Annotated in this window: 14 protein-coding genes; 6 read left to right on the top strand and 8 right to left on the bottom strand. The window is 42.3% G+C overall.

Going from position 1 to position 16,350, the window contains the following annotated elements; all coding sequences use genetic code 11:
• Nucleotides 1-170: 170 nt before the first annotated feature.
• A complete protein-coding gene (locus tag WN50_RS09815) occupies nt 171-371 on the bottom strand; it encodes a hypothetical protein (protein ID WP_046279983.1) in 201 nt (66 codons plus the stop codon).
• Between the two features lie 211 nt (nt 372-582).
• On the opposite strand from WN50_RS09815, the gene argF reads away from it, so the two are divergent.
• A complete protein-coding gene (gene argF / locus WN50_RS09810) occupies nt 583-1,500 on the top strand; it encodes an ornithine carbamoyltransferase (RefSeq protein ID WP_046279982.1) in 918 nt (305 codons plus the stop codon).
• A 75-nt stretch (nt 1,501-1,575) separates the two neighbouring features.
• On the opposite strand, the gene WN50_RS09805 is transcribed toward argF, so the two are convergent.
• Nucleotides 1,576-3,453: a M23 family metallopeptidase gene (locus WN50_RS09805; RefSeq protein WP_046279981.1), complete on the bottom strand. Its 1,878-nt coding sequence runs from the start codon at nt 3,451-3,453 to the stop codon at nt 1,576-1,578.
• Between the two features lie 27 nt (nt 3,454-3,480).
• A complete protein-coding gene (locus WN50_RS09800) occupies nt 3,481-4,335 on the bottom strand; it encodes a biotin--[acetyl-CoA-carboxylase] ligase (protein ID WP_082172396.1) in 855 nt (284 codons plus the stop codon).
• A 79-nt stretch (nt 4,336-4,414) separates the two neighbouring features.
• Here WN50_RS09800 and pgeF point away from each other — a divergent pair, with 79 nt between their 5' ends.
• The 3 genes from pgeF (at nt 4,415) to WN50_RS09785 (ending at nt 8,074) form a co-directional block, all read left to right on the top strand.
• On the top strand, nt 4,415-5,212 hold the full coding sequence (gene pgeF, locus WN50_RS09795) for a peptidoglycan editing factor PgeF (protein ID WP_046279980.1): 798 nt from the start codon (nt 4,415-4,417) through the stop codon (nt 5,210-5,212).
• A 147-nt stretch (nt 5,213-5,359) separates the two neighbouring features.
• Nucleotides 5,360-5,974, top strand: coding sequence for a CPP1-like family protein (locus tag WN50_RS09790; protein WP_046279979.1), 615 nt, complete (start codon nt 5,360-5,362; stop codon nt 5,972-5,974).
• Between the two features lie 204 nt (nt 5,975-6,178).
• On the top strand, nt 6,179-8,074 hold the full coding sequence (locus WN50_RS09785) for a M48 family metalloprotease (protein WP_049558935.1): 1,896 nt from the start codon (nt 6,179-6,181) through the stop codon (nt 8,072-8,074).
• A gap of 244 nt (nt 8,075-8,318) precedes the next feature.
• On the opposite strand, the gene WN50_RS09780 is transcribed toward WN50_RS09785, so the two are convergent.
• The 5 genes from WN50_RS09780 to WN50_RS09760 form a co-directional block, all read right to left on the bottom strand.
• Nucleotides 8,319-9,188, bottom strand: a complete 870-nt coding sequence (locus WN50_RS09780) for an Rpn family recombination-promoting nuclease/putative transposase (protein WP_046279978.1) — start codon at nt 9,186-9,188, stop codon at nt 8,319-8,321.
• A gap of 39 nt (nt 9,189-9,227) precedes the next feature.
• A complete protein-coding gene (locus tag WN50_RS09775; RefSeq protein ID WP_046279977.1) occupies nt 9,228-10,601 on the bottom strand; it encodes a cytochrome P450 in 1,374 nt (457 codons plus the stop codon).
• Nucleotides 10,602-10,988: 387 nt separating this feature from the next.
• Nucleotides 10,989-12,197 carry a 4-hydroxy-3-methylbut-2-enyl diphosphate reductase gene (locus tag WN50_RS09770; protein ID WP_046279976.1) on the bottom strand — a complete coding sequence of 403 codons (1,209 nt, stop codon included), beginning with the start codon at nt 12,195-12,197 and terminating at the stop codon, nt 10,989-10,991.
• 77 nt (nt 12,198-12,274) lie between these two features.
• Nucleotides 12,275-13,615 carry a cytochrome P450 gene (locus WN50_RS09765; RefSeq protein WP_046279975.1) on the bottom strand — a complete coding sequence of 447 codons (1,341 nt, stop codon included), beginning with the start codon at nt 13,613-13,615 and terminating at the stop codon, nt 12,275-12,277.
• A 60-nt stretch (nt 13,616-13,675) separates the two neighbouring features.
• Nucleotides 13,676-14,341, bottom strand: a complete 666-nt coding sequence (locus WN50_RS09760) for an SOS response-associated peptidase (RefSeq protein WP_046279974.1) — start codon at nt 14,339-14,341, stop codon at nt 13,676-13,678.
• 167 nt (nt 14,342-14,508) lie between these two features.
• On the opposite strand from WN50_RS09760, the gene WN50_RS09755 reads away from it, so the two are divergent.
• A complete protein-coding gene (locus WN50_RS09755; RefSeq protein WP_046279973.1) occupies nt 14,509-14,736 on the top strand; it encodes a type II toxin-antitoxin system HicB family antitoxin in 228 nt (75 codons plus the stop codon).
• Nucleotides 14,737-14,828: 92 nt separating this feature from the next.
• Complete coding sequence (locus tag WN50_RS09750; RefSeq protein WP_046279972.1) at nt 14,829-16,172, top strand: RuBisCO small subunit-like domain-containing protein; 1,344 nt, start codon at nt 14,829-14,831, stop codon at nt 16,170-16,172.
• Nucleotides 16,173-16,350: the final 178 nt, after the last annotated feature.

Raw genomic sequence — 16,350 nt, 5'->3', positions numbered from 1 at the left:
GTTTGCCTTGACAATGTTATCTGGGCTTGTTGGGTCTAACTCACTAACTTAACCCGATTAAATCTGTTTAAAGTTAGACGACAGAGCTAAAAACTGGCACGCATTCTTAGGTGTCTTGACCCAGATAACGGAGTTCTCTAAGAACTTAGTCTGGTCACGTTTGGACTTTTTCAAGCCCCCGTTATACCGCTTTCGCGGTTAACGGCGGGTTCGTGACTGCCTTCAAACTCGTTTTTCCCGGAAATTTCGCGATTTTTTTTCAGCAGACCCTCTTGACTTTTTCCGCCTGCTCCGGGTATGATTATGTCATAATAGGATTTTTGTGAAAAAAATATTTTTTGCAACACCCGATTATAAAAAATACTATCCATAATTTATCAGAATGAGCCGCCCTTTGTCAACCCTCACACACCTGGGAATCTGAGATCATTTCTAGGCGAACCCAAATACCCCATTCCCTGAGAAATTCCGAGTTTTGTATAAAGTTCACGATCGCGATCAACTTTAATCTATTAAAATGACACGAGAATGAGTGAGCGAATATCAACGTTTCACTGAACACCGAAGATTGACAAGGCGACTATGGAATCACTGAAAGGACGAGATTTCCTCAGTTTGGCTGATGTGAGTGTGGATGAGTTGTACTCGCTGCTAGGGTTAGCATCGCAACTGAAGTCAGGAATGGTAAAGGTTCAACGAAATAAGGTGTTGGGCTTGATGTTTTCTAAGGCTTCAACCCGAACAAGGGTTAGTTTTACCGTAGCCATGTATCAGTTAGGCGGACAGGTGATTGATCTCAACCCCAGTGTCACTCAAGTCAGTCGAGGTGAACCTTTAGTGGATACGGCGCGAGTCTTGGATCGATATCTTGATATTATCGCGATTCGTACCTTTGAACAAAAAGATCTCGAAACCTTCGCTGATTATGCAAAAATCCCGGTTATTAATGCTTTAACTGATCGCGAACATCCCTGTCAAGTTCTCGCCGATTTAATGACGGTTCAGGAATGTTTTGGCAAGCTTTCGGGTTTAACGTTAACCTATTTTGGCGATGGTGCGAATAATATGGCGCATTCGTTGCTATTGGGTTGTGCAATGGTGGGAATGAATGTGAGAATAGCCGCTCCGGCTGATCATCAACCCAATCGTGATATTGTTGATCAAGCGATAGAAATTGCCAGCAGCAAAACCGAAGTGACTGTCACCGATGACCCCATAGAAGCGGCAAAAAATGCCCATGTTATCTATACTGATGTTTGGGCGAGTATGGGTCAAGAAGAAGAAGCCCGCACCCGCATTCCTCTCTTTCAACCCTATCAAGTTAATGAACAATTAATGGCAAAAGCGGCTAATAATGCTATTGTTTTGCATTGTTTACCCGCCCACCGAGAAGAAGAAATTACTAACGGGGTTATAGAAGGAAAACAGTCACGAGTTTGGGATCAAGCTGAAAATCGAATGCACGCCCAAAAAGCTTTACTCGCGGTTTTATTGGGATAAAAAAGAACAACACGAAGACACGAAGACACAAACAGATCAAATCTTCGTGACTTTGTGTCCTGGGGTGAGGCGTGACTATTCCTGTTGGGATTTGAGATTCTCCACAAACCCAAAACTTAAGGTAGGCGGTTCGAGGTTGGGAACGAGAATATCCATCCCAGGCGGTAATGGGGGTAATTTAGGTGTTCCTGTATTCGCATCAACGGTTTCTTGGGGTAAAGCTGCAATAAAGCTTTCTGGCGGCACTTCTGCGGTTCGCATCGTGTTCAACAATTGAGCGAGAGCAAATTCTAGATCGGTTTGTGGGTTCACCGCTACCCAACCTTGATCGGTCAATTTCCGCAGTTCAAAGTGTAGGTGTGGCCCGGTAGACATTCCGGTACTTCCTACCCGTCCGATGACTTCTCCTTGTTTTACCCAATCTCCGGGTTGCACAAACAGCTCTGATAAGTGAGCATAAAGGGTTTCGTTAGATTTTGCCCGGTGATCAACAATCACCGCCAGTCCGTAACCGCCTAACCAGTCTGCGATCGTGACTTGGCCAGAATAGGAGGCTACCACAGGCGTTCCCGTATCAGCCCCAATATCAATTCCGGTGTGGAAGCGACCAGACCCTAATACCGGATGGGTTCGCCAACCAAATAAAGAGGTAATTGGTGCCGGAATACTCAAGGGAAATAATAAATTAGTATCGCCATTTCCAGGAAGCGCAGGGGGTCGCATCGTGCGGTTATAGTAACTCATCCCAGAATTACTCATCGCACTCACACTCACTGGTCCAACTTGAATGGGACTCAAACCCGCTACAGGAACTTGACTGGGTGACTCTCCATACCATTCGGGAGCAGGTGCAGGTGCGGGTTCCCAAGCAGGACCGCCACTGTAGCTATTCCCCGCATAGGCGTTGTTATTGTTGAGTTCAACGGTATTGCTATTAACCGGAGGATTGCTGTTTCTCACCAGAGGATTACGACTACCGGGACTCGGCGGGAAACTCTCCACAGGATCGCCAACAGTCCCGCTATCGACAACAATCGGATAAACGGGAATACTATCAGCCGTGTAAGCCGGACTTTCGACAGGTAAACAAGCCCCATCTGGAATAGTACCCCCAACGCCTACCGCAAATTCACATCCGGTTGAACGTTCCGAGAAAATTACCGTATTCGGTGATTCATAACCATCTGTCGCCCCAATATTGTATTCTGTCGGATCAATATAGTTGTTTCCGGCTGCATCAACAGAGGGATCGACGGGGGGTTGAGCAACAGGTTCTTTAATTGGGAGAGACAGAGAATCTTCCTGTGAGGGAATGGTTGCTTCTTTTAGGGGTAACTTGAGCGGTTCGGATGGCGGAGGAATAAGATCGGGAATTTCCAGTTGAGGCGGTTCTGCGTAATAGCTATCTACAGGTGGAGGTTCAGTCGCCGCAGGTTCGAGATAATCGGGTTCAGGCGTTGACTCGCTGTATCCTCCGACTGGCGCTTGATAATCGGGCGCTGGTATGGGTGCAGGTGCAGAGTAGTCACCCATTTGAGAATCATAACCCGATGAATAACCATAGCCACCAGTGGGGGCGGAATAGGATTCTGGGGCGCTGTCGCTGGGAGCCGAATAGGATTCCGGGGCGCTGTTGCTGGGGGCCGAATAGGATTCCGGGGCGCTGTAGCTGGGAGCGGAATAGGATTCCGGGGCGCTGTAGGCTTCCGGTGCAGTTGCCGGAGTCCCCTCGTAGGGTTGAGAGTCTACCGGGACAGAAAATTCTTGCGTGGCGATCGCACTACCGCCGAGCATCCCTAAACTGGTAACACAGCCTAAACCTAAAATGGCTGAACTGCCTGCAATCAGACAAGAACGAATTTTGCTAATGTCAGCTAGGTTAGATGATTGCTTTGGCTCGCTTACACAATCCGAGGATCGGAGGCGTTGGTTAGAGTACCGAGATTCCGTCATTTTCCTCACACAACCGATGTCAATAGGTCAAGATTTGATATGAAATGATTCGTCTGAACCATAGCCAAGTCTTATTTTACCTGGCTCGATGCAAATTTCTTGGGCTTTATTGGCATCATGGGGTTCAAGCCGTATCCGTAGTTCCCCTGTTGCATTCACTCCAATGATCACACCAGAGCCTTCTGCTACTCTAACTTGATGCCCGATACAGGTTAAGAGCTGGGAGTAGGATGTCAGTAAATGTTCTATTCCTACTGTTGACAGTTGCCTCAAACCGATTCTCAATCCTTGCAAAACCAGTGCGGCTAACATTTCCAGGGAGTACAGCTTTGCTAAATCGGGATTTTGAGCAAAATAAGTTTGCAGATTAATTCCCGTTTCTGGGATAGAGTTTGCCCAATTGATGCCGACCCCGATGAGCGCTTGAACAATTTGCCCATTCTGAACTTTTGTCTCTGTTAGGATACCACCTAATTTGCGTTCTGTCAGGATTAGATCATTCGGCCATTTTAAACGAACCGGAATATGATAATCCCGCAGGATTGTCGCAATTCCCCATGCACTACTCAGCGTCAGTTGGGCTTGCTGACTGGCCTGAATTTGGGGATTGATTGCCACCGACAAGTATAACCCACCTTGGCTTGATTGCCACTTTCGCCCCCATTGTCCCCGTCCGGCTGTTTGTTCGGAAGCTATGACTACTGTTCCGGCTTCTGCACCTGAATTGATCAGTTGCCACAAGATTTGATGGGTTGAAGGAATACAATCAAATAAATGTACGTTAAAACTTGGAAGCGGATCGTGATCACAGCTATTGTTGGGTTCAGCTAACTCTTGTAAGGTTTCCAGGATGGCTTCTAGACGTTGGAAATTGAGAGTCACAGTCAAATTCCGATAATATAGCAGGCAAAAGGCAAAACTGGTCACTGGTCACTGTTCACTGGTCACTCTAAACTGAAATATGCACAATTGGTACTGGCAGCACTGGCAAGAATTACCTTATCTCAAATGTAGTTTACTCGATTCGGTGCCTCATGGCTTTCTCAGTCGTCATTTTAGTCCAAGGACTCCGGCTGAGTTAGTCAAGATTTTACCGAATTCGACTTCAGCTTACCGTGTTAAACAGGTGCATGGTAATTTAGTCTTGAAAACAGACCAAGTTCCGCCTTTACCGTCTCCTGACTCGACTGACTCGGTTGAACTTCTCGAAGCTGATGCTTTATTAACTCAAAAACCTCAAGAAGCGGTTTGGGTTGCCAGTGCTGACTGTGTGCCTATTTTAATTGCAGATACGCAAACCGGAAACGTGGCGGCAATTCATGCGGGTTGGCGAGGAACCGCCAGTAAAATCTTACCTCAAGCGATCGCTCTGTTTCAAGCTCAAGGTAGTCAATTGGTTAATCTGAAAATTGCGATGGGGCCAGGGATTTCTGGGGAGGTTTATCAAGTTTCCTCTGATGTGGCGGCACAGTTGGGAACAACGATTTTACCGATAAAAACAACAACTGCGGTTGAGGAGGTGTTAGCGGCGTTATTTTACTTGGCGGAGTCTCCCGTTTTAGCAGACCCCGAACCGGATAAAGTGCGGGTTGATGTCCGTCGGGTGAACGCTTTACAATTGGAACAACTCGGGATTAGTCCCGAACAAGTCGCTATTTCTCCCCACTGTACCTACAAACAACCTGAGTCTTTTTTCTCCTATCGCCGCGACAACCTGAAAAACGTTCAGTGGTCAGGAATTGTTAGCATTCAGTCTTAAAGTCACATCCACCCAAGGCAGCGTCTTGTATACTGGTCAGTATGGACTGTCTATGTCTATTTTTAGAAGTAAACCCCTTAACTTGATCCTCTATCTTGATAGGGATCGCGTTAAGCTTACATTAGAGAAAAAGTTTAACAAACTGCGATGAGTGAGCAAAGTCCCTACGAACAGCTTGGGGTCACTGTCGATGCCTCCTTTGATGAAATTCAGGATGCACGCAATCGCCTGAGAGAGCAATGCAGTGGTGAGCGCCAGCTCATCGAGTCCATTGAAGCGGCTTACGATGCCATTTTGATGGATAGATTGAAATTGCGTCAGGAAGGGAAAATTAAGGTTCCCGAACGCATTCGTTTTCCAGAACGGGTGCTGCAAAAACAAAAAACCTCGACGGCTGAGGTGCAATCGTCTAACACCTCAAAACCTGCTTGGTTACAACGAATACTCGACACTCCCACTCGCTCAGATGTGTTATTGACATCGGCGATTTACGGGGGATTAAGTGTTCTGAGTCTCTATCCGGGAATGAATATCCAGTTGTTGCAGCTTCCTCTGGCTTTAGGTGTGGGAGCTGGTTTGTATTTTCTCAATCGTAAAGAAAACCAATTTGGTCGAGCCGTTTTGTTGACGGTGGCGGGTCTAATTCTTGGCTTGATTTTGGGGAGTTTACTCACTCCAATGGCGGGTCTGTTAGAACCGGAACGATTTATTACTTTGGTGACTTTGATTGTTTTATGGTTGGTCTGTTGTTTTCTGCGGTAGTCCCTTGTTTGAGGTGAACAGGAAAGTTTGAAGTTTAAAGCCTTTTTCTGTGGAGGACTTCAGACTTTCTTGTTTGTCAAAAAGTAGGGTGCGTCAAACGGGTATCTGTTGATTGTTGCGTTTGAGTTCTGGGCCTGAAACACTTTTAGCCTAGAAATATTCTATATTTTTAGAAAATGTAGAGTTAGAGATTTTTCTGGTGTAATGAAATCAATCAATCGTTTGAGATGGGTGGCTTTAGGTGCGGCTCTATTTCTCAGTATCAACCTGTTGTCTAGCGGGGTTCCGTTGAGTTGGCTGACGGGCAATAAAGCGATCGCCACGCCTCCGGCTCATCCCCTTTCCTCTATTGTTATTTTAGCAGAAGATGGCGTTCTCAAGTCGGATGTCGCCCCAGGATTTAGTCAAAATTCTTTTAATTCTCATAATTTTACCGCAAGAGCAGGTCAATCTGTCACCATTACGGCGGAAAGTTCTGATTTTGTTCCCGTTCTAATTTTACTCGATCCTCAAGGAAAAAACATCGCTGTCAGTCGTCAAGTTAACCGGAATCAATTTCAGTCAGAACTTAAAATTACCCTTCCTCAAAATGGCGTTTATACCCTACAAGTTGGGGGTGCTAATTCGGCGGTTCAGTCGGGTAAATATTCTCTAAAAATTGCCAATTTAGAACCGTTATTAGTTTCGACAGGAAATAAAAAACAGACTCCAAAAGTTGAAAATGAAAACAAACTGCAAAATCTGGAGGAGGAATTTAAACGTTCAGAACGATTTACGTTATTAGCGCAAGCCGATCAGTTTTTTCAAGGTGGAAATAAAGCAAAAGCCGAGCAACTTTATCGACAAGTTAAACGACCTTTTGAGCTTGAACAAATTTCCCAAATTTTACAACCCATTACCAATCCTAAACAGTTAATTCCCGAAGGACAATCGCTGTGGATGCAATCACAAGCGGTTTGGAAAGAAACCTCTGATCCGAGTTCATTACAAAAATTTGTTCAACAATATCCTGAATTTATTCCCGGTCATTTACTACTGGCTGAAGCTTATAAACAACAACAGAAAACTGAACAATCGCTCAATATTTTAGAACAAGCGACAAGTTTATTTCCCGATTCTTATGAACTCATTTTAGCACAAGTTAAAGCTTTAGAAGCCGATAAAAAATATTTAGAAGCTTCTATTGCAGCGCGTCAATTCACCCTCATTCAACCCGAACATCCCCAAACGCCAGCTTTAACAGAAAGTGCAGATAAAAACCTGAAAAAATTTCAAGGAAGACTGGAAGGACAAATGGTGAGACGGGGAATTTTAGGGACTGCTGTGCGTGTGGGAGGATGTGTTCTTTTAGGAGGATGTAACCCAGTGGGGGCTATTGTTGGAGAAGGGGTAAAAATGGGGACGCTTTTAATTCAAGGAGAGTCAGGAATTGGGAATGAAATTGCTGGAATGTATAAACGAGAACTACCCATTGTTCAAGAAGGTGAAATCGTTGACTATGTGAACGAATTGGGGAATAAAATTGCAAAATACATGGGAAGAAATGATTTTAAGTATGAATTTTATGTGGTTGAAGATGAAGCTTTGAATGCGTTTGCATTACCGGGAGGGAAAGTTTTTGTGAATACGGGCGCGATTTTAAAAACGAATTCTGAAGCGGAACTTGCGGGTTTATTAGCCCATGAAGTCAGTCATGCGGTGCTGTCTCATGGCTTTAAACAAGTGATTACCAATAATGTGTACAATAACTTGGGAGAAATTGTGAATGCGGCTTTAAACAATACCGTTCCCATCGGAAATATTATTGCAAACTTGATTAATTTAGACTACAATCGTGACCAAGAACGACAAGCAGATTTAGTCGGAACTCGCGTATTAGCAACCTCTGGATATGCGGCGGATGGCTTACATAACTTGATGATAACATTGGCAGAACAAAAGGGTTCAAAAGGCGGGACTTCGTTTTTCTCAAGTCATCCCGCAACCAATGAACGAGTGGCTTATATTGAGGAATTAATTCGACGCAATGGTTACAACCGTTATGCGTTTGAAGGAGTAGAAAAACACGCCAAAATTCAGGAAAAAATTACCGCGTTGTAAGGATTCTGTAGGGGCGGGTTAATTACAGTTTACAGTTTTCAGTTCTGTGAGGTACAGCACCGATTGGGTAGAAACCCGGTTTCTAGCAGAAACCGGGTTTCTGGTTTGTACCTCATATAGCAGAGAAAGAGTTGATTAGGACACTGTTTTTCTGTCAAATCCTTTTATGATAAAGGTTTCAATTCTGTCTCCTGTCTCCTGTCTCCTGATTTCTGCTATAGGAGCGCACACCGCTATATATTCACTAATTATCTTCGGAAACAGGAGGCTCAGGTTGATTAGAAGTTAACTGTAATTGTGTCACCTGTTCAACGGATAAACCTGTAAAATTAGCCACTTGTTCGAGACTCATTCCACTCCTCAGTAAATTGAGTGCTACTTGTTGAAATCCTTGTTGAAGTCCTTGTTGAAGTCCTTCTATTCTACCTTCTTGAAGTCCTTGTTGAAGTCCTTGTGTTCTCCCTTCTTGAAGTCCTTGCTCACGAGCTTCTCTTCTAAGTTCTTGATAAGTTACAGACTCCTCCATAATATCCCTCCTCAGAATTGTCTGAATAATCTCCTTCTCTAATACTAACCCAGCCAGAATAAAAGCAGAAGCCCCTACATTCGACTGAACTCGTCTATCAGAAATCGCCTCTACTCGACGCGCCACTTCCCGCAACACTTCCACTTTTTCATCAGTTCGACTTAATACCGCAAAAGGTAATAATCCTGGTGAATTCAGAAATTGTTCGGTTGGCTGTTCCCACAAGCGAATAACCTCAAATTCATGGCGAGTTCGAGTTAGGGCGAACGTATTTTGATAAACTAACTCTGAAGCCGTTTGTTTGAGATAAATGACGACTTGGTGCATTTCTTTATCAGGATAACGCCGATACACTCGCAGGCGATAGTCTGTCATCCGAAAGGGAATTGTGGCTTCTGTTTTAGTCTGAAATTCGACATGAAGAACTAAATTATTAGACTGTTGTAAAATTAACGCATCGGTGCGAATGGGTTCTATCGAAAGTTCTTTGGGGCTGAGTTGAGTGAGTTGGATGGGTTCACCGAGTAACCAACTGGCTAAGTCGGTGGAAAATTCTTCAGCAATGAATTTACAAATATTGTCGTACATGAGATTAAACTCGCCCCTCAAACTTTCAATGAATGATTGTTAAACCGTTGCAGGAATAGCAACAGGTTTTGATGGGGTTCGTCGCCCATTCATCATCATTTTTATCCCCCCAACAGGCGATAATGTTACTCCTCGACGGGCGGGTTTAACGGGATGTTTTTCGAGTAAAGTTAGGTGATAATTTTGAAGAATATAGGCGAGTGCTAACTTCATTTCAAACTGTGCTAAAGCCATCCCAATACATTGACGCGCACCTGCCCCAAAGGGTGAAAATTCATAGGGGGAAAACTTCCGTTCTAAAAATCGTTCGGGTTTAAATTGTTTGGGTTCTGGATATAAATCTTCTCGGTGATGTAGTAAATAAATACAACCGACTAAACTCATTCCGGGTTCTAATTGATATCCCATAAATTCCATCGGTTCATGTACCATTCGGGGAAAGGTTAACATCCCAACGGGATAAATTCGCAGGGTTTCGTTACAAACTGCGGTTAAATAAGGTAGCCGAAAAATCGTCATTGGGTCAGGATTTTCGGGTAATGTTTCTAACTCTTGAATCAGCTTTTGATAAACTTCCGGTTGTCGATGTATCCAATACAAAGCCCAAGCCATTGCGGTGGCAGTTGTTTCGTGACCTGCAAATAATAATGTTAATAATTCATCCCGCAATTCTTCATCGCTCATCGGTTGTCCGTCTTCGTCTCGCGCCGCCATCATTAAGTTTAAAATATCCGTGCGATTTTCATCCCAATTTTGACGACGGTCTTCTATTTCTGCAAATAATAATTGATCAATTTTTTGGCGCATTCGTAAAAATCTACCCCAAGGACTCCAAGCACCCCAGTCTTTTTGTAGGAATTGAAAAAACAATAAACTTGAACTAATTGGAGAGTCTGTCACAGCAAGTAATGAGGCGATTAATTGCTTGAGTTCGTCATAACGTGACCCTTCATAAATCCCAAAAACGGCTTGTAAAATCACCGCTAATGTGATTTCTCGCATGGTATTTCGGGCGATCAACGGTTGACCCGGTTTCCATTTTTCGGTGGCTTGTTGAGTAATTTTGAGGATTAATTCACCATAATTTCGCATTCTGTCGCCATGAAAGGGAGGCATTAATAATTTTCGTTGTCGTTTATGGCGATCGCCATCTAATAGAATAACAGATTGATCACCGAGTAAAGGTCTTAAAATACCATTGACTGAACCGGGGGCGGAAAATTCTTTGGTATCGTGAGTAAGTAACTTTTGTATTCCTTCTGGGGAATTGACAAATATTAACCGACCAGCAACACTGGTTGTGAAAATATCCTGATGGTGTTGGGCGTTGGTTTCCATGTACTGAATGGGGTCGAATACCCATTGTAGACGTTGAATAAAGTTGTTTGTTTTGAGGCTGTTTAATGGTTTCATAGTTGTTTGAATGGTGTTTGTTTAATCAGCAGCAATAGTGGAAAATGTTAAAGGTATGCTTATTCTTGTTTTAACAGATTATGACGATTATTTGTACTGCACAACGATAAAGGGTTGAAAATACAGACTAAACTCCCGCTTCACTTCTGTTCATTGTGCCATTTGGCTAACTGTCACAGTATTGTCAAAGCTTTCAAAAGATAAAAACCTTACCCTATTCTAAGGGAAACCCCTTTCTACTCCTCTATTTTCTCTCCTCATCCCTCCGCCTACGGCACCTCCCTTAAAAAGGGAGGCTTGGGAGGCTTCGGAGATACAATTTTCCTGTCTTTGTAGGAAAGGCTTAGGGAGAAGTCAACGAGAGGCTGCTACCTTCAGCATCATTTTCTACACTGAAACGACAGTGGCTTTCAACTCAAAAATCTTTTCAATCACATCTTCAACGACTTTATCTGGTGTTGAAGCCCCAGAGGTAATTCCAACCACAATTTCTCCATTAGGTAGCCAATTTTCTGCGATTTCGATATCCTCTTCTAGGGGCTTATGTTCAATGCGATCGCCAGAAATAATGCGTTCGGGGCTATCAATATGATAGGATGGAATTCCCCGAACAATTGCCATTTCTTGGAGATGGGTTGTATTAGAAGAATTAAAACCGCCAATGACAATCATTAAATCCAGTTTTTCTTCTACTAAACCTAACATGGCATCTTGACGTTCTTGCGTGGCGTCGCAAATGGTGTTAAAACTTTGGAAATGATCAGTTAATTTGTCAGGGCCGTATTTTTGCATTAAAGTATGCTCAAACAGCTTCCCAATGTGTTCTGTTTCACTTTTTAACATCGTGGTTTGGTTGGCAATTCCCACACATTCCAAGTCTTTATCGGGGTCAAACCCTTCTGAATAAGCCTGTTTGAATTTGGCTAGAAATTCTTCCCGATTTCCGCCATTTAGAATATAGTTGCAAACATATTCAGCTTGGGCGAGGTTCAACACCACTAGATATTTATCCGCAAAAGAACTGGTTGCGACGGTTTCTTCGTGTTTGTATTTGCCGTGAATAATTGAAGTGTAGCTTTTTTTCTTATGCTTTTCAACCGTATTCCAAACTTTAGAAACCCAAGGACAAGTTGTATCTACAATTTTGCAGCCTTTGTCATTGAGAATTTGCATTTCTTGAACACTGGCACCAAAAGCAGGTAAAATAACAACATCTTCTGTTTTCACCTGAGAAAAATCCTTTTGTCCATTAATAATCGGGAGAAACTCAACTTTTTTATCAAGCAAATGTTGATTGACAGAAGGGTTGTGAATCACTTCGTTAGTAATCCAGATGCGTTCTGTGGGAAAATGTTGACGGGTCTCATAAGCCATTGCTACCGCCCGTTCAACGCCCCAACAAAAGCCAAACGCCTCTGCTAGTCGAATCGTAACATTTCCGCGTTGGAGGGTGTAGTTGTTCTGACGAATCTGTTGAATTAAACTGCTTTGATAAGCTGACTGCATGACCTCTGTGACTTCTTCTTCATGTCCGAAGCCTTTCCGGTGATAGGATTCTGATTGTTGCAGTGATCTTCTAAACGCTTTTGTATCCATACAGCCTACACATGACGATTTCTCTTTTATGATATTGTAAAACGTTCTCTGACAGATCTCTACATTTTTTGAGCTTTTTAGTTTAACTGTTTCAGAGCAACTAAACTCAACTCAGCAGGAGGCGATAACGTTAGCCCTCGACGAACGGGTTTATAAGCTTTATTGTGGGGAAGTTGGAGTTGCCAATCTGATAATATTGTTGCAAGAACTAGCTTCATTTCTAATAAAGCCATTGCACTCCCAATACAGCGACGATGACCCCCACCAAAAGGGAAAAATTCATAGGGGGAAAATTGCCGTTGTAAAAATCGTTCCGGTTTAAATTGTTTGGGTTCAGGGTAAATATCTTCTCGTTGATGTACTAAATAGGTACAAGGAAAGAGTACGGTTCCCGGTTCAAAAGAATAACCCCCTAATTCTAAAGGTTGTTTTAAAACTCGCACCCCGGATGTTAATGTCACTGGATAAATTCGTAAGGTTTCATTACAAATAGCTGTTAAATAGGGAAGTCTCGCTATCTCACTGAGATCGGGATTTTTCCCTAAATTCGCTAATTCAAATCGTAATTTATCTTGAACTTCTGGTAGATAATGCGTCCAATAGAGCGCCCAAGTTAAAGATGAAGCGGTGGTTTCATGTCCAGCAATTAATAGTGTCATTAATTCATCTCGAAGTTCGGCTTCACTCATCGCTTCCCCGGCTTCGTCTCTGGCTGACATTAACAACGTTAAAATATCATCACCGGAAAAATCATTCTTTTGCTTTCTTTCTCGAATTTCAGCATAAATCATCTCATCGGCTTGTTGTTTGTAGCGCAAAAAACGCCCCCAAGGACTCCAATTTCCCCAGTCTTGACGCAAAATTGGAAAGAAGATTAAACTCGCCGCTAAAGGAGAACCAATAGCCTCCATCATCGCACTTAAAAGATGTCGTAATTGTTCATAACGTTCGCCTTCTGATAGCCCAAATACTGCTTTCAAAATGACTCTTAATGTGATATCCTGCATTAAAGCCCTCACTCGAAAAGCTTGACCCATTTTAACTTGTGACATCACTTGTTTGGTCATCTCACAAATAAGCTGATTGTAGGTTTTTAAGCGCTCGCCATGAAAGGGAGGCATTAAGAGTTTACGTTGACGTTGGTGGCGTTCTCCATCGACAATAAAAACAGAATTTTCTCCCAATAAAAATAGTAATACTCCTCCTCCATTTCCCGTTCTAAACTGTTCGGGACTAGCGGTAAAAATCTTTTCAATGGCTGCGGGATGGTTAACATAAATTAGGGGAGTTTCTGACTGCCCAATGCGAATAAAGTCACCGTAGCGTTGATAATAATCTTCTAAATAATCGAGGGGACGAGTAACGAATTTGATCATTCTGAGAACCCGAGGCGTTTTGGGGCCGTTTGGTAAGGTCATAAATGCTTTCCTTCTTGTGATTTTGCTCTTTATTTATTATGACAAATTATTGTCATTTTTTCATCCCTTTGCTTGAATGCAGTCCGGTTCGTCGTGGGTGGGTTTGTTCACAACGAGGTTAACGGGATAATGCTTCAAAGCCGCTTGAGAAGTTAATAAGGGTAAAATCTCTTGCGGTTCAGTTAACTTAGGGTTAAGCCACTGAGAATATAGGTTTTCAGGAATAATAATCGGTTGACGATGATGTATTGAACGCATTTCCTCATGGGCTTCTGTGGTTAAAATGGTACAGGAAATTATTTCTTGATTTTCGGGAGATTTCCAACGTTCCCAAAGTCCGGCAAAAGCAAAAGGTTGATGGTTTTCGAGATGAAAATAATAGGGTTGTTTTTGGTCTTTTTCTGTTTGCCATTCATAAAACCCATCAGCGAGAATTAAACAGCGTCTCTGGCGAATGGCTTGGCGAAATGATGCTTTTTCGGTGACGGTTTCTACTCTCGCGTTAATCAATTTTGCACCCATTTTTGTATCTTTCGCCCAAGACGGAATTAAACCCCAACGCATCCAGTTAAATTGTCGGTTTTCCGACTTGGAATTCTGACTAACCGTTGCAATGAACTGAGTCGGCGCGATATTATAACGAGGGGTTAGTTCAGGAATTTCGGATAGCAGAAAGATTTCTGCTATTTGTTCGGCTGAACAGCTTAAACTAAATCGTCCACACATAAACTAAAAATCTAGAAATTTTGAAAATTACACTCTTTTTATTCTGACATATTTTTTCTAAATTGAGGTTGTGCAAACCGTTGAATATAAAAAATTCAATCATATAAAGAAGTCAATCGTAAACTAGAGATGTTGAAAAAAGTTCAAGAACAGCCAGGAGGAGATGAATGAAACTTCATTATACAATTGTGATTCAATGGTCAAACGAAGATCAATGTTATTTAGTGCATTTACCTGATTTTCCCACTCAAGAATTTCACACTCATGGTGATACCTACGAAGAAGCATTAAATAATGCTCAAGAAGTGTTAGAATTGCTGGTTCAAGACTATCAAGAGGATGGTAAACCTTTACCTCAACCTAAAACATCAGAAAACAATTTTAAGTCGGCATAAATTATACAAGACTTCAAAAATTTAATCTCATGGAATTAAAAAGGTCTGTTTTAGCCTAAAATAATATTGTCAAATCAAATTTTACTCTTCCTATGTCTTATTATATCTCTCCCAGGTTTCTTGACAAATTAGCCGTTCATATCACCAAAAACTTCTTAAAAATCTCTAACCTGCGAGTTCCCCTGATTTTAGGAATACATGGACGCAAGGGAGAAGGAAAAACCTTTCAATGTGAACTGGTGTTTGAGAAACTAGGATTTGAACCTGTTACCATTTCTGGGGGTGAATTAGAGAGTCCAGACGCCGGAGATCCTTCACGGTTAATTCGACTGCGATATCGTGAAGCCTCGGAACAAACGAGGGTAAGAGGTCAAATGTGTGCATTATTTATTAATGATATTGATGCGGGTGCAGGACGTTTTGACTCGGGAACCCAATACACGGTTAATACTCAGTTAGTTAACGCCACTTTGATGAATATTGCGGATAATCCGACGAATGTTCAGCTACCCGGAAGTTATGATGCAACGCCATTACAACGGATTCCGATTATTGTCACCGGAAATGATTTTTCAACACTTTATGCGCCTCTAATTCGAGATGGACGGATGGAAAAGTTCTATTGGGAACCTATCCCAGAAGAACGGGTTGAAATTGTGGAAGGAATTTTTCAACAAGAACTCTTAAAACAGGATATAGTGAAGTTAGTTGAAGAGTTTCCCGAACAGTCGATAGATTTCTTTAGTGCATTGCGATCGCGAATTTACGACGAACAAATTCAACGCTTTATTCATCAAGTAGGAATTGAACAAATTTCTAAGCTCATTGTCAATAGTACAGAAAAACCTCCCGAATTTAAAAACCCTAATTTTAGCTTCTCTCATTTGTTAGAAATGGGTCATCAGATGGTAAAAGAACAGCAACGAATTAAAGAGTTGAGATTAGTCGAGGAATATAACCAATACCGCATCTTTCATCCCGAAGTAACACAACCCCAACCCCCATCAAATTCGGTTCAGCCACCAGCAAATTATACTCAAAAAACTCATCTTCCTTATAACCCAATTATGCCTCCTCATCGGTTTGATAGCAAAGTGAGTGCTGTGATGCAAGGAGATAGTAAAGGATCAACTTTTATTAGTGAAGGTCAAGCAGTGACAACGAAACTGAGTTTAGACGTTCTTGAACAAATTGAACAGATTTTAGAAGCAGGATATCGAGTCGGTTTGGAATATGCTGATCCGCGTCGGTTCAAAACAGGATCTTGGAAAAGTTGTTCAATTATTGATAGCAGTCATCACTCAGAAATTATGGCAGCAATTGAGGCTTGTCTATCAGAAAATCCCAATGATTATGTGCGTTTAATTGGGATTGATACTCAAGCTAAACGACGGGTAATTGAGACGATTATTCAACGACCTAACGGTTCAAATTGAAGCCAAAAACCCGGTTTCTTTTACAATGCACATCGTCAATTTCAGAAAGCCTTTGAAGAAACCGGGTTTTTTAGTCTCTAGAAGCCAAAAACCCGGTTTCTTTTACAATGCACATCGTCAATTTCAGAAAGCCTTTGAAGAAACCGGGTTTTTTAGTCTCTAGTATGGGGTTTCTTTT

Source organism: Limnoraphis robusta CS-951 (assembly GCF_000972705.2).
Note: the sequence above shows the minus strand (reverse complement) of the source record. Positions and strands in the feature narration are given on the sequence as shown.

Bases quoted from the DNA above. Each gene is read 5' to 3' on its own strand.
- WN50_RS09815 (WP_046279983.1), bottom strand. From the start codon at position 371: ATGGATAGTATTTTTTATAATCGGGTGTTGCAAAAAATATTTTTTTCA.
- argF (WP_046279982.1), top strand. From the start codon at position 583: ATGGAATCACTGAAAGGACGAGATTTCCTCAGTTTGGCTGATGTGAGT.
- WN50_RS09805 (WP_046279981.1), bottom strand. From the start codon at position 3,453: ATGACGGAATCTCGGTACTCTAACCAACGCCTCCGATCCTCGGATTGT.
- pgeF (WP_046279980.1), top strand. From the start codon at position 4,415: ATGCACAATTGGTACTGGCAGCACTGGCAAGAATTACCTTATCTCAAA.
- WN50_RS09790 (WP_046279979.1), top strand. From the start codon at position 5,360: ATGAGTGAGCAAAGTCCCTACGAACAGCTTGGGGTCACTGTCGATGCC.
- WN50_RS09785 (WP_049558935.1), top strand. From the start codon at position 6,179: ATGAAATCAATCAATCGTTTGAGATGGGTGGCTTTAGGTGCGGCTCTA.
- WN50_RS09780 (WP_046279978.1), bottom strand. From the start codon at position 9,188: ATGTACGACAATATTTGTAAATTCATTGCTGAAGAATTTTCCACCGAC.
- WN50_RS09775 (WP_046279977.1), bottom strand. From the start codon at position 10,601: ATGAAACCATTAAACAGCCTCAAAACAAACAACTTTATTCAACGTCTA.
- WN50_RS09770 (WP_046279976.1), bottom strand. From the start codon at position 12,197: ATGGATACAAAAGCGTTTAGAAGATCACTGCAACAATCAGAATCCTAT.
- WN50_RS09765 (WP_046279975.1), bottom strand. From the start codon at position 13,615: ATGACCTTACCAAACGGCCCCAAAACGCCTCGGGTTCTCAGAATGATC.
- WN50_RS09760 (WP_046279974.1), bottom strand. From the start codon at position 14,341: ATGTGTGGACGATTTAGTTTAAGCTGTTCAGCCGAACAAATAGCAGAA.
- WN50_RS09755 (WP_046279973.1), top strand. From the start codon at position 14,509: ATGAAACTTCATTATACAATTGTGATTCAATGGTCAAACGAAGATCAA.
- WN50_RS09750 (WP_046279972.1), top strand. From the start codon at position 14,829: ATGTCTTATTATATCTCTCCCAGGTTTCTTGACAAATTAGCCGTTCAT.